This is a genomic window from Gemmobacter sp., assembly GCF_016792925.1.
Taxonomy (GTDB): Bacteria; Pseudomonadota; Alphaproteobacteria; order Rhodobacterales; family Rhodobacteraceae; genus Gemmobacter.
Genome location: NZ_JAEULU010000051.1, coordinates 21,949 through 42,977, shown reverse-complemented (window position 1 = coordinate 42,977; position 21,029 = coordinate 21,949). Strand labels below are relative to the sequence as shown.

Below are 21,029 nucleotides of genomic sequence, written 5' to 3'. Positions count from 1 at the left end.
TGGCACCGCCCCCCTGTTGATCACGCGGCGATCCTCACTTGACCGCGCGCGCCGCGGCCAGCCAGCTGTCATAGGTGGCGCGGTGATCGGCGATCCACTTGTCGGCCAACGCCCAGATTTCTTCCGAGCTGTCGGCACCCTTGGAAATCTCCAGCGCCGCCACCGACACGTCATTCACCGGGATCGTCGCCGCCTCGAACAGCGCCTTGGCCGCCGGGTTGGCCTCCAGAAAGTCATTGCGCGCCAGCACGCTCACATTGTCCACCGCGAAGCCAAGGTTCTTGCCCTCGAAGGTGGTGTTGGCGTCATTGCCATCGGGCAGCGAGGTGTAGGGCACGCTCAGCCATTCCACATCCTTGCCCGGCACCAGCACACCCGAGACCCAATAGGGCACCCAGTTGTAATAGATGATCGGCTCGCCGTTTTCATGGCGGGCAATCGCATCGCCGATGATCGCCTGATAGGAGCCCTGATTGTGGGTCACGGTGTCGCGCAGGCCGAATTCGGTCAGCTGATGCTCGATCACACGCTCGCAGCCCCAGCCCGGCATGCAGCCCACCAGATCGGCCTTGCCATCGCCATCGGCGTCGAATTTCTTCGCCACTTCCGGGTCTTTCAACATGCCCAGATCGGTGATGCCCGCATCATAGCTGGCCTTGTCCACCATATAGCCTTGCAGCGCGCCGGGCAGGATCACGCCCACCTTGCTCATCACCGCCGCGCCGCCCGATTCCTCGAAAAACGCATTGTGCAGGGTCTGCCAGTGGTTCGCGGTGAAATCCGCATCGCCCGAGCCGATGGCAAGGTGGATGGTCTGATATTCCGCCTCGGCCGGGTCGGCGGTGGTATAGCCCAGGTCTTGCAGCGCGCGCAGCAGGACGTAATGGTGGAAATGCTCCTCGATCTGCGCCGGCATGATCACGCGCACCGTGGTGCCTTCGCCGGGCTTGTCATTGGCGAAAACCGGGTTGGCCAGCAGCAGCGCAAGTGCCGTGGTCAGGGTGAAATGCTTCATGGTCTTCCTCTCTGTTGGTTTTGTTTTGGTGTCAGTTGCGGGCAAACAGCCCGGTGATCAGGCCCACCGGCCCGCTTTGCCACCAATGGCGGTGGCCGCGTTCCCGGCCAGAGCGGCCCAAACCCTGCGTGATGCGGTCCAGCACGATGGCCAGCATCACAATTCCCAAACCGCCCACGATGGCCTTGCCCGCATCCAGACGGCCCATGGCGCGCAAGACCTCATTGCCCAGACCCTTCACCGAAATCATCGAGGCAATCACCACCATTGACAGCGACAGCATGATGGTCTGGTTCAGCCCGGCCAGAATGGTCGGCGTGGCCAGCGGCAGCTCGACCTTGTAAAGGATCTGCCCCGGCGTGGCGCCAAAGGCGCGGGCGGCCTCCACGACGCTTTGGTTCACGTTGCGGATGCCCAGCGAGGTCAGACGCACCAGCGGCGGCAGCGCGAAGATGATCGTCACGATCACGCCCGACACATTTCCAATCCCGATCAGCATGACCACCGGCACCAGATAGACGAAGGCCGGAATGGTCTGCATCGTGTCCAGCACCGGGCGCACGAAGGATTCAAACCGGTCGCTTTTCCCGGCCAGAATGCCCAAAGGCAGGCCGATCAGCACGCAAAGCAGCACGCTGGCCGTCACGATGGCGAGCGTGGTCATCGCCAGGCTCCAGGCATTCGGGTGCAAGAGGCCAAGCGCCACCAGACAGCAGGCCACCAGAATGGCCACCCGCCGCCCCGCCGCCTGCCAGGCGATCAGCGTCAGGATCAGCAGCATGATCACCGGCGGCACCGCTTGCAGCGTGGCCTCGATCCGCATGATCACGCCTTCAAAGAAATGCTTCAGCGGCTGGATCAGGTCGCGGTTGGAAATCGCCCAGCCCTTGATGCCATCGGCCCAGCTGCCAATGCCCAGATCAATCGAGGCGAAAGGGTTCAGCCAATCGAATTCCTTGTCCATTACGCGGCCTCCTGCGCGGTCATGGCCTCGTCGCGGCCCTGAATGCCGCGCAACAGGGCGCGGCGTGTGACGATGCCGACCACGCGGCCCTCGGCTTCGATGCGGATCGGGCTGTCGGCCCCCACCGCCAGATCGACCAGCGCATTCAGCTTGTCCTCGGGGCGCGCCACCGGCCAATGCGCCATATCCTGCGCGCCATGCTGCGCCTGATACTGCGCCAGCGGCTGCATGATCCGCGCCGCCGTCACCAGATCCAGCTTGCTGATCCCGGCCACGAACTCGGCCACATAATCATCCGCCGGTTCCGTCACGATCTGCTCCGGCGTGCCGATCTGCACCAGAACACCGTCCTTCATGATGGCAATGCGATCACCGATCCGGATGGCCTCATCCAGATCATGCGTGATGAAGACGGTGGTCTTGTGCAGCTCTGCCGACAATTGCATGAACGTGCCCTGCAATTGCTTGCGGATCAGCGGGTCCAGTGCCGAGAACGGCTCGTCCATCAGCAGGATCGACGGATCGGCGGCAATCGCCCGCGCCAGCCCGACCCGCTGCTGCATCCCGCCCGACAGCTCGTCGGGGTATTTCTTGTCCCACCCCGTCAGGTCCACCGCATCAATTGCGGCGGCGATCTTGGCGGCATTGGCCTCGGCCACGCCGCGCACCTCCAGCGAAAAGCCGACATTCTCGCGCACCGTGCGGTGCGGCATCAGCGCCATCGACTGAAACACCATGCCGATGCGCTCGGCCCGCAGGGCGCGCAGGTCGCGGGCATTCATCGCATTGACGTTCTGCCCCTCGATGATGATCGACCCGGCGGTGGGTTCGATCAGCCGGTTGATATGGCGGATCAGCGTCGATTTGCCCGAGCCCGACAGGCCCATGATGCAGAAAATCTCGCCCCGGCCGACGCTGAAACTGGCATCCTGAACACCCACCACGCAGTCGAATTTCTCGCGGATGTCTTTCTTTGAAAGCCCCTCGCTGCGGATCGCGTCCATCGCCTGTCGCGACTTGTCGCCGAAGATCTTCCAGATCCCCTCGCAGCGGATGACTTCCTCTCTTTGAGGTTGGGTCATGCAGAATCTCCCCTGTTTCCGAAATACAAGCATGAAATGTTGCAGTAGACAATATGTATTTTATTTTGCGCGCCCGCTGTGCTTCACTGTAGACAATATGTATTTCGGATATTAGACAGAAAGAAGGCTACCTGATTCACCTGACCGACAGGTGAAACCAGGCAAGGAGGCCCAAGTGGAAATCGAGACGCGCAGCAAAAAGGTGATCTGTGTCGAGGACTTGCGCCGCAAGGTTCTCACGCAGGAGCTGGAGCCGGGCGCCTATCTGGACGAGACCGAATTGTCCGAGGCCTATGGTATTTCCCGCCCACCCCTGCGCGAGGTGCTGCGGCAGCTCGCCGGTGAGGGCTACGTGGTGCTGCACGAGAATCGCGGCGCGCAGGTCTCGCCCATGACGCACAAGACCCTGCGCAATTTCTTTGTGGCCGCCCCGATGATCTATGCCGCCGTCACCCGGCTGGCCGCGCAGCACGCCACGCCCGCGCAGGTGAACCGGCTGAAGGACTGCCAGCGCACCTTCCGTCAGGCCATCGCGCGCGGCAATGCCGCCGAACGCGCGGTGGAGAACGAGCGCTTCCACTCCATCATCGGCGACATGTCCGATAACGAATTTCTCATGCCCAGCCTGCGGCGGTTGCTGATCGACCATACCCGCATCGGCATGACCTTCTACGACCCCCGCAAGACCGACATGGCCTGCATTTCGGCCACCGCCGCCGACCAGCATGATGAATTCATCGCGCTGATCGAGGCGGGCGATGCCGATGCCGCTGCCGATCTGGCGGTGTCCCACTGGGAGCTGTCGCGCGCCCAGATCGAAAGTTTCGTCACCCCCGCCAGCATTCAGTTCCCGTTGGGCCGCGCGCCCGGCGCTTTGGAACAGAGAGGAGCTTCATGAGATTCGACGGGATCCACACCCCCGCCATCACCCCGCATCGCGAGGATGGCAGCATCGACCGCGATGCCTTTGTCGCCCATCTGGAACGGCTGATCGCCGCCGGGGTGCATGGCATCATCAATGGCGGCTCTACCGGCGAATATTACGCGCAGTCGATGGAGGAACGCCTGGAGCTGGCGACCCTCGCGCGTGAGGTCACCAAGGGCCGGGTGCAACTGATGGTGGGGACGGTGGCAATCCGTCTGGAAGACAGCCTGATCATGGCCGAACATGCCGCCCGGATCGGCGCGGATTCGATCCTCGTGGGCAGCCCGCCCTATTCGGTGCCGACCGAGCGCGAGAATGCGCTGAATGCCCTCGCCATCGACCGTGCCGCCGATCTGCCGATCATGCTCTATAACTACCCCGGCCGCATGGGCATCAACATGGGCGAGGAATTCCTCGACCGCGTGGGCCGGAGCCGCAATTTTCAGGCCATCAAGGAATCCTCGGGCGACATCAACCGGGTTCACCTCTTGGGCCGCGATTACCCGCATATCCAGATGTCCTGCGGCATGGACGATCAGGCGCTGGAATTCTTTGCCTGGGGCGCGCAAAGCTGGGTCTGCGGCGGGTCGAACTTCCTGCCGGGCGAACACCTCGCGCTGTGGCGCGCCTGCGCGGTCGAGGGCAATTTCGCCAAGGGCCGCCGCATCATGTCGGCTCTCATGCCGCTGATGCGCGTGCTGGAGCAGGGCGGCAAGTTCATCCAATGCATCAAGCACGGCGTCGAAATGGCTGGCGGCTATGCCGGCCCGCCGCGCCCGCCGCTGAAAGGCCTGAACAAGGATGACAAGCGCCAGCTGGAACAGGTTGTGCGCGTGTTGAAAACCACCATTGCCCAGATCGAAGCGGAGTAAGCCCCCATGTCCCTTCTGACCACCGAAGAATACAAGGCCATCGCCGCCAGCCTCACCCTGCCGACGCAGGCCTTCATCGACGGCAGCTTCCGCCCGGCGATCTCGGGCAAGACCTTCACCACCACCAACCCGGCCACCGGCGAGGTGCTGGCGAAAATCGCCGCCTGCGGCCCGGAAGATGTGGATTTCGCGGTCGCAAAAGCCCGCGACGCCTTCGAGGATGGCCGCTGGTCGCGCCTCCACCCGAAAGAGCGCAAAGAGGTTCTGATCAAGCTCTCCAAGCTGATCAAACGCAATGCACGGGAACTGGCCGTGATGGAAAGCCTCGACAGCGGCAAGACCATCTATGACTGTGAAACGGTCGACGTGCCGGAGACCGTGCATTGCCTCTCCTGGCATGCCGAGCTGATCGACAAGATCTACGATCAGGTCGCGCCCTCGTCTGACGGCCATCTGGCGCTGGTGGTGCGCGAGCCCGTGGGCGTGGTGGGCCTCGTGTTGCCCTGGAACTTCCCGCTGCTGATGCTGGCGTGGAAGATCAGCCCGGCGCTGGCGGCTGGCTGTTCCATCGTGGTGAAACCGGCCAAGGAAACCTCGCTCACCGCGCTGCGCATCGCGGAACTGGCGATGGAGGCGGGCGTGCCTGCGGGCGTGTTCAACGTGCTGCCCGGTGGCGGCGCCGATGTGGGCGAACCCATTGGCCGCCATATGGATATCGACATGGTGTCCTTCACCGGCTCCACCGAAACGGGCCGCAAATTCCTCACCTACGCCTCGGAATCGAACCTCAAGGAAGTCACGCTGGAGATGGGCGGCAAGAACCCCGCCGTCGTGCTGGATGATGCCGAAAACCTGGATCGCGTGGCGGCCCATATCACCAATGGCGCCTTCTGGAACATGGGCGAGAATTGCTCGGCCTCCTCGCGGCTCATCGTGCAAAAGGGCGTGAAAGAGGAGTTGCTGAAACGCATCCTCGCCCATGCCCGCGAATGGCCGATGGGCGATCCGCTCGATCCGGTGAACCGCGTGGGCGCGCTGGTGTCGAAATCGCATTACGAAAAGGTCGCCAGCTATATCACCAAAGACGCCAAAGTGCTGTTGGGCGGCAAGGCGGCGGATGGTTTTGTGGAGCCCACGATCCTCGATTGCAAACCGGGCGATCTTCAGGTGCGCGAGGAAATCTTTGGCCCCATCCTCACCGTCTTGACGGTCGAAAGCTATGATGAGGCCATCGCTTTGGCGAATGATACCGAATATGGCCTCGCCGCCTCGATCTATACCGCCAATGTGAAAAAGGCGATCCGCGGCGCCCGCGCATTGCGTGCTGGCACGGTGACGGTGAACAGCTTTGGCGAAGGCGATATTGCCACCCCCTTTGGCGGCTATAAACAGTCGGGCTTTGGCGGGCGTGACAATGGCATCCACGCCCATGACCAATATACCCAGATCAAGACCATCTGGGTCGATCTCTCCGATGATGCAGACGAGGCTGTCGCATGACCAACCACATCGCCCGGCGCCTGCCTGCCCATCGCGGCCCCGCCGCATGGTCGGCCATCCTGCCGGGGCAAGCCGCCCCGCAGATTCTGCCGGGCGATGTGACCGCCGATTTCGCGGTGATTGGCGCAGGTTTCGCGGGGCTATCCGCCGCGCGCCGCCTGGGCCAGTTGAACCCCGGCGCGCGCGTCGTGGTGCTGGAGGCCGGGCGACTGGCCGAAGGTGCCTCGGGGCGCAATTCGGGTTTCATGATCGACCTGCCGCACGAGCTTCAATCCGATGATTACGCAGGCGGCGGCGATGACCGCGCCTCGATCGCCCGCAACCGCCACGCCATCGGTTTCGCCCGCGAGGCCGTGGCGGAATATGGCATCGACCCCAATTTCTTCGATCCCGCCGGCAAGGTGAACGGCGCCGCCAGCGAGGGGACCGACCGGCTGAATGCCAGCTATGCCGAGCATCTGTCGGCCATGGGCGAGGCCAGCCAGCACCTTGACGCGCAGGCGATGTTCGATCTCACCGGCTCGCGCCATTACCTCTCGGGCCTCTACACGCCCGGCACGGTGATGCTGCAACCGGCGGGTTATGTGCGCGGCTTTGGCGAAGGCCTGCGCCGCGCGGGCGTCACCCTGGCCGAGGCCACCCCGGTGCAATCGGTCACCCGCCAAGGGGCTGGCTGGCTCGTCACCACCCCGAAGGGCCGAGTCAGCGCAGGCAAGGTGATCTTCGCCAATAACGGCCAGTTGGAGAGCTTCGGCTTTGCCAAGGGCCGCTTGATGCACGTCTTTCTCTATGCGTCCATGAGTGCCGAGCTGGACAGCGCCGCGCTCAAGGCGCTTGGCGGCCAGCCCCGCTGGGGCATCACCCCCTCTGATCCCATGGGCACCACCATGCGCCGCATCGACACGGGGCAGGGGGGCAACCGCATCATCACCCGCACCTGCGCCACGTTTGAACCCGGCATGGAGGCCTCCGAAGCCAGCCTGCGCCGCACCGCCGCCGTCCACCGCGAGAAGTTCGACCAGCGCTTTCCGCAATTGAAAGGCATGGCGATGCAGTTCTCATGGGCCGGGCATCTCTGCCTCACCCGCAACGGCGTGGCCGTCGCGCGCGAGCTGGAGCCGGGCCTGTTTGCGGCCTGCGTGCAAAACGGCCTCGGCACCGCGCGCGGCACCCTCACCGGCCTCGCCGCCGCCGAGATGGCCTCGGGTGTGATCACAGACCTGACCCGCCATTTCAGCGCCGAGGCCCAGCCCCCCCGCTTGCCGCCCCGGCCCTTCTCCACGATTGGGGCCAATGCGTTTTTACGCTGGAAAGAGTGGCGCGCGGCAGCGGAATAAAATCTTAATGGAGCGCAAATCGGGCGGAACAGGAAACGCACCGCGTTTCCCCGCCCGTGTGGACATCTTACCGCAAGACCATGTCAGCCCATGACCGACAGGCCAGCGCCCGCCCGGCGGGTGTGAAGCACCCGCCCCCCGCAGGGCGGGCGCTGGCCGTTGGCTTCGGGCCAACGGCCCGCTTGGAAACGGCACCGCATGACCTCGGCAATGGCCGCGGCCATCTCATCCCCCAAAACCGTACACGCCATTACAGTTTGGCCCAAAAACCGGGCCAAACTGTAGGGCGCGTTACACTTATGGCAGGCTCAGCTTGGCCATCCGGCCGCCATCCACCGTCCAGACCTGCCCGGTGACAAAGCCCGCCTCGGCAGAGCCAAGCCACGCCACCAGCGCCGCCACTTCCTCGGGTTTGCCGGTCCGGCCCACCGGATGAATGCGGCCAATCTCGCGGCGGAAGGCTGCGGGATCAGGCATTTTCTCAATAAAATCAAGGTTCAAGTCAGTGTCGATCCAACCCGGAGCCACCGCGTTGCACCGGATCCCTTCGGCCCCGTGATCCACCGCCACCGCCCGCGTCAGCCCATGCAGCCCCGCCTTGCTGGCACAATAGGCCGCATGATGCGGGTTCGCCCCCAACCCCTCGATCGACCCGATATTGACCACCGCCCCTTGGGTCTTTCGCAAATGCGGCATGGCGTGTTTGATCAAAAGAAAAGGCGTGGTCAGATTGACTGCAAGATTGCGCTGCCAATCCTCCAAGCTCATGTTTTCACAGGATGATTCCTGCATCATCCCGGCATTGTTCACCAGCACGTCCAGCCGCCCGGCGCGGGAAATCACCCCCGAAATCACCTCTGCCGGGCTCCCGGGATCGGTGAAATCTGCCTCGATACAGTCGCGCTCGGGGTCTTTGCCGCGCTGCGCTGTGATCACAAAGGCGCCTTCCTCGCTCAACCGCCGCGCAATCGCCTGCCCGATCCCGCTGCGCCCCCCCGTCACCAGCGCCACTTTCCCCTGATAGCGCATCAGCCCACCGCCTTTCCGCCATTCACCTCAACCACCGTGCCGCACAGATAGCGCGCCGCGTCGGAGGCGAGGAAAAGGATAACGTCCGCAATGTCCTCCGGCTCGGCGATGCGGCCCAAAGGCACCGTCTTGCCCAGTTCCGCCACCGCCGTATCGGGGTCAAAGCCCCGGCGGAGGAACCCGGTGCGCAGCATCGGCGTGTTCACCTCATTGGGGGCTACGGCGTTGATTCTAATGCCCTGATGGGCGTGATCCATCCCCATGCACTGCGTCAGCGAGGCGATGGCGGCCTTGGTCATGCAATAGACCGCATGGTTCGGGCCGGGGCGCAGACCCCAGCAGGACGCCACATTCACAATCGCGCCGCCGCCCGCCGCCGCCAGCAAGGGAATCGCCGCGCGGCAGATGCGGAAGGGCGCCTGCACGTTCACGCCCAGCGACAAATCCCAATCGGAATCGCTGCTTTCGGTCACCGTGCCGCGTGTGATCACACCCGCGTTGTTCACCACAATATCAAGACCCCCAAGCGCCGCCTGCGCCGCTGCGGGCAGCCCATCGGCATAGGCAGCCTCCAGCAGATTGCCCGGCAAATGCGCTTCGGCCGGGATGGCGGACACATCCCGATCCGCCACCGCCACGCGCGCGCCCCGCGCCCGCAGCGCCGCCACAACTGTCGCCCCAATGCCGCCCGCAGCGCCGGTCACCAGCGCGCATTTTCCTTTAAGATCAGTCATTTGTTCCTCATGAAAAAGATGCGACAGGCGCGCCGAAACGTGTCTCGTCGGGGGTGATGCCCAGGCCGGGGCCCTGGGGCAGCGCGATATGGCCGCCCTCGATTTTCACGCCGTTTTCGGCGTCGTAATGCCCCTCGATATAGGGCGCGGCCAGCCAGACGCCCTCGTTCAGGCGCGGCTGCACCGTGGCGCCGATTTGGGTGCAGGCGGCGGCGATGATGTCACCTCCCCAGGCATCGTCGCAGGTATGCGGCAGGCTGCGCGCCTCGCAAATGTCGCGGAAGGTCGCCATCGGGCGCAAGCCGCCGATCCGCGTGACCTTCATGCCGAAGCCATCGCACAGCCCGGTCCCCACCGCGCGCAGCACGGTGGAAATATCTGTCGCGTTTTCATCAAGATAGATGCCGTGATGCAGTTGCCCGCGAATGGCGGCGACCTCCTCGATGGTGTTGCAGGGCTGCTCCATGATGAAGGGGATTTCGGGGCATTCGCGCGACAGGCGCAGGGCGTCGCGGGTGGGCAGGCCCCGGTTGGCATCGACCGCCAGCCGCATGCCGCTGCCGCGCAGCACCTCCCAGACCTTGCGGATCACCGCGATGTCCACCTCCACCGGGCGCCCGCCGACCTTGACCTGCATCCGGGGATAACCCTCGGCGCGCTTTTCTGCGGCGATGCGGGCGATTTCATCGGGTTCGCCCACGCCGCTGGCATAATAGCTGGGCACCCGTTCCGTCACCGCGCCGCCCAGAAGATCGGCCACGCGCACACCATATGCTTTGCCTGTCAGATCATGCGCCGCAATATCTAGTGCCGCCTTGGCATAGCCATGGCCGTTCAGCAGGCTGTCCATCTTGCGATGAAACAGGCCAAGCTGCGTCGGGTCGCAGCCGATCAGCCCCGGCGCCATCTCGATCAACGCGGCCACTGCGCCGCCTGTGTGGTGCGGCTGATAGGTTGGCCCGACCGGGCAGGTTTCGCCCCAGCCGATCAGCCCGCTATCGGTGACCAGCTTCACAATCACCGTTTGCAGCGACCAGACCAGCGCATTCGCCATGCGATAAGGCCCGTTCTTCACCGGCAGATCATGGGTAAAGATGTGGATTTCCGTGATTTTCATGCGCAGCCCTGAAAAAAAGGGGCCGCCCGCAAAGGGCGGCCAGTCGGGAGGTCAGTGTTCGGTGTTCAGCTCGTCCATCGCCGGAATTTCGCGTTCGCGCCGGGCGATATAGTCGCGCAAGGCCTCGTCAATGCCGGGGTCGAGCGCGGGTTCCTCATAGTCGCCGAGCAGCTTTTTGGCGTGATCCAGCGCGCGCTGCGTGATTTCAACCGAGCCTTCGGCCTGCCATTGCTCGATCGAGTTGTTGTCGAACATCTTGGGCATGAAAAACGCGCGTTCAAAGTTTTCCAGCGTATGCGCATGGCCCAGATAATGCCCGCCGGGGCCGACATCGCGCACCGCCACCATCGCCTCGTCAAAGTCATCCCAACGCGGGCCTTCGGCCATGCGATAGCCCATGGCGCACATCTCGGCATCGACCATGAACTTGGCGACGGAACAGTGCATCCCGGCCTCATTCCAGCCCGCCGAATGCCAGATATAGTTGGCGCCCGCATGCAGCACCGCATTCATGGTCATGGCGCTTTCATACCCGGCCTGCGCGTCAAAGGTTTTCGCGCCGCCCAGCAGGTTCGAGGTCCGCCACGGCACGTTGTAGAACCGCGCCATCTGGCCGATCATGAAGTTCATCAGGCTGATCTCCGGGGTGCCTGCCATCGGCGCGCCGGATTTCATCGACACGGTCGAGAGGTAATGGCCGTAAATCGCGGGCGCGCCCTTGCGGATCACCTGCGTATAGGCCAGCGCCGACAGCGCCTCGGCGTTCAGTTGCGCCACGGCGGGCGCGACCGAGGCGGGTGTATTGGCACCGCCCAGCACGAAGGGCGAACACAGCACCGGCTGCTTGCGCTTCACAAAGGCGCGCATGGCCGACAGCATGGTCTCATCCCAGACCAGCGGCGAATTGCCGTTGCAATTGCCGGTGGTGACCGGGGTTTCCTCCATCACATCGCGGCCAAACAGGATCTCGCACATCTGCATCACATCCTCGGCATTTTTGCCGCTGGTCGTCATGCCCATGAAGGTCTTGTCGGAATGTTTGATCGAGGAATAGGTGATGTGCAGATGGCGATGCGAAACCTTGAGGTCCATCGGCTCTACAATATGGTGTGCCGTGGAATGGAGCGCCGGCGACATATGGGCCAGTTTGTGAAACATGTTCAGGTCGGCCATGGTCGGCCAACGCCGCACATCCTCCAGATCGCGGAGGAAGGGCGCGCCGGTCATCGGCACGAAGATCGAGTGTTTGCCGCCGAAAGGCAGGCTGCGTTCGGGGTTGCGGGCGCGGTATTCCCAGGCCGAGGGGATGGTGGAGATCAGCGCGCGCACCAGATGGCGGTCAAGGTAGACCCGCTCGCCCACCACCTTGGCCCCGGCGCGGCGCCAATCCTCCAGCGCGATTGCGTCGCGGAAGATCACGCCCACCTCCTCCAGGATCGCCATCGAGGCGGCGTCGATCCGCTCCACCTGCTCTTGCGTCATGGCAAGGCATTCGGGCAGGCCGCGTTTGAGGCTGGGCAGCATGGCAAAATCGGGGGCGGCGCGCAGGGCCCTGCGGGCGCCGCGGCCACCCGCGCGGGCGGTTCGGGCCGGAATGTCGTTCATGGTTGCACCTTGCGAAAACCTGATGCCCCCAAGGATCGCCAAAGCCGGGGCGCGCACCGCCTTGGCGGCGAAGCGGATGGGCGATTTTGCGACATGGCGCAGATTTCGCGCGCCGCAGGGGATGGTTTGAAAGCGCTTTGGGCAAGCGGCAAGGCAGCGCGACCTATGCAGCCAATATCAACAGGAAGTGATCTTCAAACCGCTTTGACGATGCGCCCGCACTCGGCTACTCCTTGGCGGGAGAGGTGGCCTTGCCGCCCATTCTCATCCAGAGGGGATTTTCATGACCAAGATCGTGCTTGTCGGTGCAGGCAGCCTGCAATTCGGCACCGGGATGCTGGGCGATATTTTCCAGTCGGCCACCCTCGCCGGGGCCGAAATCGTGTTGAATGACATCAATGCCGGCGCCGCGCAGCGCATGCAGGCGCTGGCGGAGGAGACCATGGCGGCGCGGGGCCTGACCCATCGCATCCGCTGCGAGCCCGATCTGGCGCGCGCCCTTCCGGGGGCCGATTTCGTGGTGATCTCGATCGAGGTGGGCGACCGTTTCGCGCTGTGGGACATGGATTGGAAAATCCCGCAGCAATACGGCATCCAACAGGTTTACGGCGAGAATGGCGGGCCGGGGGGGCTGTTCCACAGCCTGCGCATCCTCCCGCCGATCCTGCAAATCTGCGGCAAGGTGATGGACCACGCGCCGGGCGCCACCGTGTTCAACTATTCCAACCCGATGAGCCGCATCACGACCACGGTGCATCGCGCCTATCCGGGGATCAAATTCATCGGCATGTGCCACGAGATCGCCTCGCTGGAGCGCCACCTGCCGCCGATGTTGGGCCAGCCGCGCGAGAATATCCGCTATCGGGCCGGGGGTCTGAACCATTTCTCGGTGATGACGGAATGCAGCTATGTCGATACGGGCCGCGACGCCTACCCGGATGTGCGGGCGCGGGCCGAGGGCTACTTCGGGCGCCAGCCCGGCTATTCGGAGATCCTGACCGCCACGCGCCAGTCGGGCCGCGCGGTCGAGACCGAGGGCTGGATGGATATTGACCTGTCGCATATCACCGAAGTGCGGCCCTGGTCGGATCGCTGGCTGTTCCGCGAGGTGCTGGAGCGGTTCGGCCTGCTGCCGATCACCTATGACAGCCATTTTGGCGAATATATCCAATGGGCGCATGAATGCAGCGACCATCGCGGCATTCTGGATTTCTACACCTATTACCGCAATTTCCTGGGCCGCACCGCGCCGCAGATCGGCACCCATCTGCACGAGCGTGTCGTGCCGGTGATGGAGGGCATCCTGACCGATTCCGGCTATGAGGAGGCGGCGGTGAATATCCCCAATGCGGGCTATATCGCCGATCTGCCGGAGTGGCTGGCGGTCGAGGTGCCCGCCGTGGTGACGGCCAAGGGCGTGCAGGGCATCAAGCTGGAGATCCCGGTGGGTATGCGCGGGCTGCTGGCCAATCAGATCGGCGTGCATAGCCTGACCGCCGAGGCGGTGCTGCAAGGCAGCCGCGATCTGGCCATTCAGGCGCTGCTGGTCGATCCGGTGGTCGCCGTCGCGCGTGGCATTCCGGCGCTGGTCGATCACATGATCGCCGAGCAATCGCCCTGGCTCGATTACCTGCGCTAGGCCCGGTCAGCGGGCATAGGGATCGGCCAGCGCGGGCAGCACCTTGCCCGTGCATTCCCCAAAGCCGATGGTATAGCCCGCGCCCTGGCACTGGCCGCGCAGGGTGAGCGTGTCGTGATCCTCGATGAAACTGCGGCTGCCGCCCGCGATGGCGAAAGGCTCCTTGCCGCCCCAGCTCAGCTCCAGCAGGCTGCCCCGGCTGTCTTTCGTCGGGCCGGAAATCGTGCCCGAGCCCAGCAGATCGCCGGTATTCATCGCGCATCCGCTGGTGGTGTGATGCGCCAATTGCTGCGGGGCCGAGTAATACAGTTCCGCAGCATTGGTGCGGGCGATGATGGTCTCCGGCCCGCCTTCCGGTGCCAAGCCCACCTCCAGCGCGATGTCATACAGCATCGGGCGCGGCTCTTGCAGATGGGGCAGCAGCGGCAGCTCGCGCGCGGGCGTGGGGGTGCGGAACGGCTCCAGCGCCGCGGTCATCACGATCCAGGGGCTGATCGTGGTGGCGGTGGCCTTGGCCTGAAACGGCCCCAGCGGCTGATATTCCCAGGCCTGAATGTCGCGCGCCGACCAGTCGTTCAGCAGCACATAGCCAAAGATCATCGCCTCGGCCTCGGCCACCGTCACTGGCCCCTCCGAGGCCATGCCGACCACCGCCCCCAGCTCCAGCTCGATGTCAAAGCGGCGCGAGGGCTGGAAGACGGGCAGGGCCTGATCGGGCGCCTTCACCTGCCCCCAGGGGCGGCGCACATCAGAGCCGGAAACCACCACCGACGAGGCCCGCCCGTTATAGCCGATGGGCATATGCAGCCAGTTCGGCGGCAGCGCGTTTTCCGGCCCCCGGAACATGGTGCCGACATTGAAGGCATGGTTCCGGCCCGCGTAGAAATCGGTGTATTCGCTGACGCGGAACGGCATGTGCAGCGCCACATCCGCCAGCTCATACATGAAGAAGCGACATTCATCGCGGACATGTTCGTCTGCGTCTTCACCAAGGATAAGTTGTAACTGCGCCCGCAGCGCCGCCCAGACCGAGGGGCCTGCCGCCATCACCTCATTCCAGAACGGCACATCCAGCAAGGGCCCGCCGTCAAGCTCCAGCAAGCCCGCCGCCTCCAGCCCCGCCACATCCAGCACGAAATCGCCAATCGCCACCCCGCAGCGCGGCGCGCTTTCCCCCGTCGAGAACACGCCGCAAGGCAGATTGTTCAGCGGAAACAAACACTCCGCCGCATTCGCGCTCTCCACCCAAGACCGGATCAGGCCCATCTGGCTTCCTTCATTTTCTGTTCAAAAATATCCCGCGGGGGTTGCCTGTCGGGCGCCATCGGTCCGAGCCCGACAGGCGACGGGGGCTGGCCCCCCGCTTTTCGTCACTTCACGCCGGGCGTGCCGTCGAACTTTTTCTCAAGGCTGTCCCAGCACGCGATGTAATCCTCCTGCAAGGGTGCGGCCTTGGCGGCCCATTCCGTCAGATGCTGCGGGAAGCGGGTCTCGAACATGAAGCTCATGGTCTCCTCCAGCTTCTCGGGTTTCAGCGCGCTGTTGGAGGCGCCCTCAAAGGCGTTGCGGTCCGGCCCATGCGGCAACATGCAATTGTGCAGGCTCATGCCGCCGGGGACAAAGCCCTTGGGCTTGGCGTCATAGATCCCGTAAATATTGCCCATCAGCTCGGACATCACGTTCTTGTGGTACCATGGCGGGCGGAACGAGTTTTCCGCCACCAGCCAGCGTTCGCGGAACAAAACGAAATCAATATTCGCGGTGCCTTCCAAGCCGCTCGGCGCGGTCAGCACGGTGAAGATCGACGGGTCCGGGTGGTCGAACAGAATGGCGCCCACCGGCGAATAGGTCCGCAAATCGTATTTCCACGGCGGGTAATTGCCATGCCAGGCCACCACATCCAGCGGGCTATGGCCGATGGGCGTGCGGTGGAACTGCCCGCACCATTTCAGCACCACCGAGGACGGCACCTCGCGATCCTCGAACGCGGCCACCGGCGTCTTGAAATCGCGCGGGTTGGCCATGCAATTCGCGCCGATCGGCCCGCGATGGGGCAGGGTGAAGGGCACGCCGTAATTCTCGCAGACAAAGCCCCGCGCCGGGCCTTCCAGCACCTCCACGCGGTAAACAAGCCCGCGTGGCAGCAGGGCGATTTCCTTCGGCTCCAGATCGATCACGCCCAATTCGGTGCAGAAACGCAGCCGGCCTTCCTGCGGCACCACCAGCAATTCGCCATCGGCGGAATAGAAATACTCATCCTGCATGGATTGCGTGACCAGATAGATATGCGCGGCCATGCCGGTCTGGGTGTTCACATCCCCCGCCGTCGTCACCGTGCGCATGCCGGTGATCCAGGTCTGGTCTTCTGCCGCATGGGGGATCGGGTCCCAGCGATATTGCCCAAGGCTGATGACCTCGGGCAGGATATGCGGCGCCGATTTCCACAGCGGCAGGTCGATCTTCTCGAACCGGGTGCAATGCTTGACCGAAGGGCGGATGCGGTAACACCAGGTCCGCTCCGGCTGTGGCTTGGTGAAGGCCGAGCCCGAAAGCTGCTCGGCATAAAGCCCATAGGCGCATTTCTGCGGGGAATTCTGCCCCTGCGGCAGCGCGCCCGGCAGCGCCTCGGTTTCAAAATCATTGCCGAAGCCCGGCATGTAGCCCGCATGAGGGCCGGGCAGGCAGGCTGCGCGGGTCAGGCCTGCGGGCAGCGGATGGGGGTCTGACATGCGGGCCTCCGGTGATGGGGATGCCGTGATATTAGTTGCAAATGCAACCAAGTCAAGGTAACTTTGGCCATCCTTACGCGAAAGGCCCTGCATGTCCGGCGTGATCCTGCATGATTACTGGCGGTCCTCCTCGGCCTGGCGGGTACGGATCGGGTTGAACCTCGCCGGGGTGGCCTATCGCCGCCACCCGGTCGATCTGCTGGCGGGGGCGCAGCGCGATGCGGCGCATCTGGCGCTGAACCCGCAAGGGCTGGTGCCGGTGCTGGAGATTGACGGGCTGCGGCTGACGCAATCGCTGGCGATCCTCGATTATCTGGAGGAAACGCGCGGGGCCGGGCTGCTGCCATCCGCTCCGGCGGCGCGGGCAGCGGTGCGGGCGCTGGCCCATGCCATTGCGATGGATGTGCAGCCGGTCTGCAATCTGCGCGTTGCCCGCCATGCCGTCAGTCTGGGGGCGACGATGGAGGGCTGGATGCAGCATTTCATCGCCCCCGGTCTGGCGGCGGTCGAGGCGATGCTGCCGCCAGAGGGCGCGTTTTGCCACGGCGCGGCGCCGGGCCTTGCCGAATGCTGCCTTGTGCCCCAGCTTTACAATGCCCGCCGTTGGGGCGTGGATCTGACCGCCTTTCCCCGTCTGCTGGCCATCGAGGCGCGTTGCGCTGCGCTGCCCGCCTTTGCCCAGGCCCATGCCGAAGCGCTGCGGCCCGATCCCGCCCCGTGACAGCGCGGCGGTGCTGTGGCAGGGTCGGCCCTGCCGCTCCAATCACAGGCCCGACCATGGCAGATTTCGATCTGGAAACCTTCCTGCCCTATCTGCTCAATCAGGCCGCCGAGGCCAGCGCGGCGGCGTTTCAAGCCAGCTACAAGGCCAGCCACGGCTTGACCCGTACGCAATGGCGGGTGCTGGCCCATCTGGGGAAATTCGGTGCCTTGACGGCGCGCGACATCTGCGCCCGCAGCCATGTGGAGAAAACCAAGGTCAGCCGCGCGGTGGCGGCGCTGGAGGCCGAGGGCTGGTTACGCCGCAGCCCCAGCGAGGCTGACCGCCGGGCCGAATTGCTCTGCCTGACCGAGGCCGGGCGGGCGGTCTTTGCCGATCTGGGCCAGCGCGCCATCGCCCATGATGCCGCGCTGCGCGCAAGGCTTGGCCCCGATATGGCTCTGCTGGACGCCCTGCTGCGCCGCATCGCCGCCGATTTGCCGCGCGGCTGAGCGTCAGCGCAACAGCTTGATCAGCGCTATAGCCTGCCAGATCAGCAAGGCAGCCAGGGGCACGACAAGCCATTGCGCAACACCTGCAAACACCAGCCCCCAGCTGAATGTCAAAGGCATCTGAGAAACCACATGCGATCTCGCGGTGCCAATGGGCATGAAGCCCTTCCTGAACCGGCCTCGCAGGGTTGGCGCAAGAGGGAGCGCGGCCCCCTTTGCCAGGGCAATTTCATGGGCAAGGGTGGCCGCGTTCAGCCGCAGCATGGCATATATCTGCATCACAACGCCGACCAAGCCGCCACCGCCCCAGATGAAAATCGCCACCGCCCAAGGGGCCATGCCAAGCGCCAACCCGCCCGCACCAATCAGCAGCGCCAAGGGCAGGCCGAAGCTCAGGGCCATGGCCAGCGCCCATTCCCGCAGAAAGCCGCGCCGGTCAAGCGGGGCCAATTCTGCCGGAACCGGCGTCAGGATTGTGGCAAGGGTCAGCGACATTTGCTCTGTTCTGCGCATCTGCGGCCATTCTGCCCGGCTCTGCGCAGCGGGTAAAGCGGCGTGTCAGCTTGCCTTCAGCACGCCGCGTTCGATCTGATCCTGCTCGATGCTTTCAAACAGGGCGCGGAAATTGCCCTCGCCGAAACCGTCATCGCCCTTGCGCTGGATGAACTCGAAAAAGATCGGGCCGATCACGGTTTTCGAGAAGATCTGCAACAGGATACGGGTTTCGCCGCCCTCCACCACGCCCTCGCCGTCGATCAGGATGCCATGGCGGGCCATGGCTTCCAGCGGCTCCTCATGGCCCTGCACGCGGGCCTTGGACAGCTCGTAATAGGCCATGGGCGGCTTGGGCATGAATTTCAGCCCGCGCGCGGCAATCGCCTCGGTGCTGCTGTAAATATCCTCGCTGCCGACGGCGATATGCTGGATGCCCTCGCCCTTGTAGCGTTTCAGATATTCCACGATCTGCCCGGTCTCGCCGCGATCCTCGTTGATCGGGATGCGGATGCGCCCGCAGGGCGAGGTGAGCGCGCGGCTGTAAAGCCCGGTGAACTTGCCCTCGATGTCAAAGAAGCGGATCTGGCGGAAGTTGAACAACCGGCTGTAGAAATCGAACCAGGTGTCCATATTGCCCTTGAAGACATTATGGGTGAGGTGGTCGAGGTAATGAAAGCCCACCCCCGCCGGTTTGGGCGCGGTGAGGAACTCGAAATCCGGCGCATAGGGGTTGATGCCCGCGCCGTAACGGTCGGTGAAATAGATCAATGATCCGCCGATGCCGATGATGGCGGGCCAGTCCAGCGTCTTGTCCGCGCCCTCATAGGGGGTGGCGCCGTTCTGCACGGCATGGGCGAAAGCCATCTGGGCATCCACCACGCGCCAGCCCATTGCCGGGGCGCAGGGGCCGTGATCTTCGGCAAAGCGGCGGGCATGACTGCCGGGCTCATCGGTCAGGATATAGGTGATGTCGCCCTGCTGCCACAGCTCCACCGCCTTGGCGCGATGACGGGCGGCGAGGGTAAAGCCCATGCGGGTGAACAGTGCGCGGGCTTCCTCGGGCTGGGGATGGGCGAATTCGACGAACTCGAACCCATCGGTGCCCGCCGGGTTTTGCGGGGTGATGCTGGCGCGCGGGGCGTCATGCGGAAACGGGCCCATGCTGGCCTCCCTGTGAAATCCTGTCCTGATCAGGATTGCCCGGAACCGGCGGTGATGGTGCGCAATCTTGCGCTTTATCGCGGCTTGATATGCGCGTAAACTTTGCCGGTGACCGCATGAATGCGAGGAATGCGCATGATGGATTCGCTGGATACCCGCCTGCTGGCCGAGGTGCAGCGCCGCGCCGACATCACGGCGCAAGAGCTGGGGGCGGTGCTGAACCTCTCGCCCAGTCAGGCGGCGCGGCGGCGCGCGCGGCTGGAGGCCGAGGGCGTGATCGCGGGCTATCGCGCCCGGCTGGAGCCGCGCAAGCTGGGCCTGACGGTGCAGGCTTTCGTGCAGGTGCAGATGGCGGCGCATAATGCCGACAATGCCGCAAGTTTCGTGCGGCTGGTGCAGACCCTGCCCGAGGTGGTGGGCTGCTGGACCCTGACCGGCGAGGCGGATTATCTGCTGCGGGTCTGGGTCACCGATCTGCCGGGGCTGAATGCGCTGATCCATCACCGGCTGTTGCCGCATCCGGCGGTGGCGCGGGTGCAAAGCCAGATCGTGATGGATCAGCCCAAGGCCGATTCCGGCCTGCCGCTGTAACGCGGTCAGGCTTCGGGCAGGCCCTCGACGATCACCAGATGCACCTCTGCCGCCCCGGCGCGGGCGCGGCGGGCGGCCTGATAGGCCTCCGAGGCGTAACAGGCGCGCGCGGCCTCCAGCGAGGGAAATTCGATCACCACATGGCGGGCCAGCTCTGGCCCCTCCATGACCTCGGACGCACCACCGCGGGCCAGAAAGCGGCCGCCGAAGGGCGCAAAGGCAGCGGGGGCAAGGGCTTGATATTGCTTATAGGCCTCGGGGTCGGTGACGGTGACATGGGCCAGCCAATAGGCGCTCATTTCCGGGTCTCCAGCAGGGTGCGGGCGATGGCGGCGGCATCGTCCAGATGTTCGCGCACCGCCTGCGCGGCGGCCTCGGCATCGCCGGCACAGATCGCGGCGCAGATGCGTGCCATATGGGCGGGGCCGGAAATCCGGCGGTCGGTGGTGGCCAGCGTCAGCGCGCGCAGGCGGGAAATCCGGCTGTTCAGGCGCTGCACGATCTCCCATGCCACACCATGCCCGGCGGCGGTGAAGATCACCTGATAAAACCCTGTCGTGGCATCATAAAGCTGCGCGGGCGTTGCCTCGGCGAAGGCGGCATCCAGCCGCACCAGCGCCGCTTGCAGCCGGGCCTTCACCCCGGCATCGGCGGCACGGGCACAGGCGGCGGCGGCGTCGGATTCCAGCAGGCGGCGGATGGCATAGACCTGGCGCGCCTGATCCCAATCCAGCCGCGCCACCGTCGGGCCGCTGCGCCCTTGGGTCTCTACCAGTCCCTCGGCCTCCAGATAGCGGATCGCCTCGCGCACCACGGAACGCGAAACGCCCAGCTGATCGCAGAGCGTGCGTTCCACCAGCCGGTCGCCGCCCGAGAACCGCCCCGAGATGATCGCCTGTCGCAGCCGGTCTACCGCCAGTTCGCGGAGCGTGGTGGGCGAATGCGCAATGCGCAGATCGGCGTCATGTGTCTGGTCCATGGCGGCAGGATAGGCGCTGGCTTGGGGCAAATCAAGTTGTTCT

At 64.6% G+C, this 21,029-nt stretch carries 21 protein-coding genes; 8 read left to right on the top strand and 13 right to left on the bottom strand.

The window, feature by feature from the left end; translation table 11 throughout:
• Window positions 1–34: 34 nt before the first annotated feature.
• Genes proX through JNN06_RS02820 form a run of 3 tightly spaced genes read right to left on the bottom strand, consistent with a single transcriptional unit; the run spans window position 35 to window position 3,061 of the window.
• Complete coding sequence (proX, locus tag JNN06_RS02830; RefSeq protein WP_291238083.1) at window positions 35–1,015, bottom strand: glycine betaine/L-proline ABC transporter substrate-binding protein ProX; 981 nt, start codon at window positions 1,013–1,015, stop codon at window positions 35–37.
• 31 nt (window positions 1,016–1,046) lie between these two features.
• Window positions 1,047–1,979, bottom strand: a complete 933-nt coding sequence (locus JNN06_RS02825) for a proline/glycine betaine ABC transporter permease (protein ID WP_291238082.1) — start codon at window positions 1,977–1,979, stop codon at window positions 1,047–1,049.
• On the bottom strand, window positions 1,979–3,061 hold the full coding sequence (locus tag JNN06_RS02820) for a glycine betaine/L-proline ABC transporter ATP-binding protein (RefSeq protein WP_291238081.1): 1,083 nt from the start codon (window positions 3,059–3,061) through the stop codon (window positions 1,979–1,981). The genes JNN06_RS02825 and JNN06_RS02820 overlap by 1 nt, the downstream gene beginning before the upstream one ends.
• A 175-nt stretch (window positions 3,062–3,236) precedes the next feature.
• Here JNN06_RS02820 and JNN06_RS02815 point away from each other — a divergent pair, with 175 nt between their 5' ends.
• From JNN06_RS02815 to JNN06_RS02800, 4 genes are read left to right on the top strand one after another with little or no spacing between them, the layout of a single operon-like run.
• Window positions 3,237–3,959: a GntR family transcriptional regulator gene (locus JNN06_RS02815; RefSeq protein WP_291238080.1), complete on the top strand. Its 723-nt coding sequence runs from the start codon at window positions 3,237–3,239 to the stop codon at window positions 3,957–3,959.
• The gene (locus JNN06_RS02810) at window positions 3,956–4,858 is read left to right on the top strand and encodes a dihydrodipicolinate synthase family protein (RefSeq protein ID WP_291238079.1); all 903 of its coding nucleotides are present in this window, start codon (window positions 3,956–3,958) and stop codon (window positions 4,856–4,858) included. Before JNN06_RS02815 ends, JNN06_RS02810 begins: the two co-directional genes overlap by 4 nt.
• A 6-nt stretch (window positions 4,859–4,864) precedes the next feature.
• Window positions 4,865–6,358, top strand: coding sequence for an aldehyde dehydrogenase (locus JNN06_RS02805; protein WP_291238078.1), 1,494 nt, complete (start codon window positions 4,865–4,867; stop codon window positions 6,356–6,358).
• Window positions 6,355–7,695, top strand: coding sequence for an FAD-binding oxidoreductase (locus JNN06_RS02800; protein WP_291238077.1), 1,341 nt, complete (start codon window positions 6,355–6,357; stop codon window positions 7,693–7,695). The genes JNN06_RS02805 and JNN06_RS02800 overlap by 4 nt, the downstream gene beginning before the upstream one ends.
• A gap of 297 nt (window positions 7,696–7,992) precedes the next feature.
• Here the strand turns inward: JNN06_RS02800 and JNN06_RS02795 are convergent, their stop codons facing one another.
• Genes JNN06_RS02795 through JNN06_RS02780 form a run of 4 tightly spaced genes read right to left on the bottom strand, consistent with a single transcriptional unit; the run spans window position 7,993 to window position 12,180 of the window.
• Complete coding sequence (locus JNN06_RS02795; RefSeq protein ID WP_291238076.1) at window positions 7,993–8,724, bottom strand: SDR family oxidoreductase; 732 nt, start codon at window positions 8,722–8,724, stop codon at window positions 7,993–7,995.
• On the bottom strand, window positions 8,724–9,458 hold the full coding sequence (locus JNN06_RS02790) for an SDR family oxidoreductase (RefSeq protein ID WP_291238075.1): 735 nt from the start codon (window positions 9,456–9,458) through the stop codon (window positions 8,724–8,726). Before JNN06_RS02790 ends, JNN06_RS02795 begins: the two co-directional genes overlap by 1 nt.
• Window positions 9,459–9,465: 7 nt before the next feature.
• On the bottom strand, window positions 9,466–10,575 hold the full coding sequence (locus JNN06_RS02785) for a mandelate racemase/muconate lactonizing enzyme family protein (protein WP_291238074.1): 1,110 nt from the start codon (window positions 10,573–10,575) through the stop codon (window positions 9,466–9,468).
• A 51-nt stretch (window positions 10,576–10,626) separates the two neighbouring features.
• Window positions 10,627–12,180 carry a trimethylamine methyltransferase family protein gene (locus JNN06_RS02780; RefSeq protein ID WP_291238073.1) on the bottom strand — a complete coding sequence of 518 codons (1,554 nt, stop codon included), beginning with the start codon at window positions 12,178–12,180 and terminating at the stop codon, window positions 10,627–10,629.
• Window positions 12,181–12,463: 283 nt separating this feature from the next.
• On the opposite strand from JNN06_RS02780, the gene JNN06_RS02775 reads away from it, so the two are divergent.
• Window positions 12,464–13,819: a hypothetical protein gene (locus tag JNN06_RS02775; RefSeq protein ID WP_291238072.1), complete on the top strand. Its 1,356-nt coding sequence runs from the start codon at window positions 12,464–12,466 to the stop codon at window positions 13,817–13,819.
• Window positions 13,820–13,825: 6 nt separating this feature from the next.
• Here the strand turns inward: JNN06_RS02775 and fahA are convergent, their stop codons facing one another.
• Window positions 13,826–15,085: a fumarylacetoacetase gene (fahA, locus tag JNN06_RS02770; RefSeq protein WP_291238071.1), complete on the bottom strand. Its 1,260-nt coding sequence runs from the start codon at window positions 15,083–15,085 to the stop codon at window positions 13,826–13,828.
• A gap of 104 nt (window positions 15,086–15,189) precedes the next feature.
• Window positions 15,190–16,476 carry a homogentisate 1,2-dioxygenase gene (hmgA, locus tag JNN06_RS02765; RefSeq protein WP_291238101.1) on the bottom strand — a complete coding sequence of 429 codons (1,287 nt, stop codon included), beginning with the start codon at window positions 16,474–16,476 and terminating at the stop codon, window positions 15,190–15,192.
• A 163-nt stretch (window positions 16,477–16,639) separates the two neighbouring features.
• Here hmgA and maiA point away from each other — a divergent pair, with 163 nt between their 5' ends.
• Together maiA and JNN06_RS02755 are read left to right on the top strand one after the other, a co-directional pair.
• Window positions 16,640–17,269, top strand: coding sequence for a maleylacetoacetate isomerase (maiA, locus tag JNN06_RS02760; RefSeq protein ID WP_291238070.1), 630 nt, complete (start codon window positions 16,640–16,642; stop codon window positions 17,267–17,269).
• Window positions 17,270–17,325: 56 nt separating this feature from the next.
• The gene (locus JNN06_RS02755) at window positions 17,326–17,760 is read left to right on the top strand and encodes a MarR family transcriptional regulator (RefSeq protein WP_291238069.1); all 435 of its coding nucleotides are present in this window, start codon (window positions 17,326–17,328) and stop codon (window positions 17,758–17,760) included.
• A gap of 3 nt (window positions 17,761–17,763) precedes the next feature.
• On the opposite strand, the gene JNN06_RS02750 is transcribed toward JNN06_RS02755, so the two are convergent.
• Together JNN06_RS02750 and hppD are read right to left on the bottom strand one after the other, a co-directional pair.
• Window positions 17,764–18,255: a hypothetical protein gene (locus JNN06_RS02750; protein ID WP_291238068.1), complete on the bottom strand. Its 492-nt coding sequence runs from the start codon at window positions 18,253–18,255 to the stop codon at window positions 17,764–17,766.
• 63 nt (window positions 18,256–18,318) lie between these two features.
• A complete protein-coding gene (gene hppD / locus JNN06_RS02745; protein WP_291238067.1) occupies window positions 18,319–19,416 on the bottom strand; it encodes a 4-hydroxyphenylpyruvate dioxygenase in 1,098 nt (365 codons plus the stop codon).
• Between the two features lie 135 nt (window positions 19,417–19,551).
• Between hppD and JNN06_RS02740 the strand changes: the two genes are divergently transcribed.
• A complete protein-coding gene (locus JNN06_RS02740; RefSeq protein WP_291238066.1) occupies window positions 19,552–20,007 on the top strand; it encodes an Lrp/AsnC family transcriptional regulator in 456 nt (151 codons plus the stop codon).
• Window positions 20,008–20,012: 5 nt separating this feature from the next.
• On the opposite strand, the gene JNN06_RS02735 is transcribed toward JNN06_RS02740, so the two are convergent.
• Together JNN06_RS02735 and JNN06_RS02730 are read right to left on the bottom strand one after the other, a co-directional pair.
• The gene (locus JNN06_RS02735) at window positions 20,013–20,306 is read right to left on the bottom strand and encodes a DUF1330 domain-containing protein (RefSeq protein ID WP_291238065.1); all 294 of its coding nucleotides are present in this window, start codon (window positions 20,304–20,306) and stop codon (window positions 20,013–20,015) included.
• The gene (locus JNN06_RS02730) at window positions 20,303–20,986 is read right to left on the bottom strand and encodes a GntR family transcriptional regulator (protein WP_291238064.1); all 684 of its coding nucleotides are present in this window, start codon (window positions 20,984–20,986) and stop codon (window positions 20,303–20,305) included. Before JNN06_RS02730 ends, JNN06_RS02735 begins: the two co-directional genes overlap by 4 nt.
• Between the last annotated feature and the right edge of the window lie 43 nt (window positions 20,987–21,029).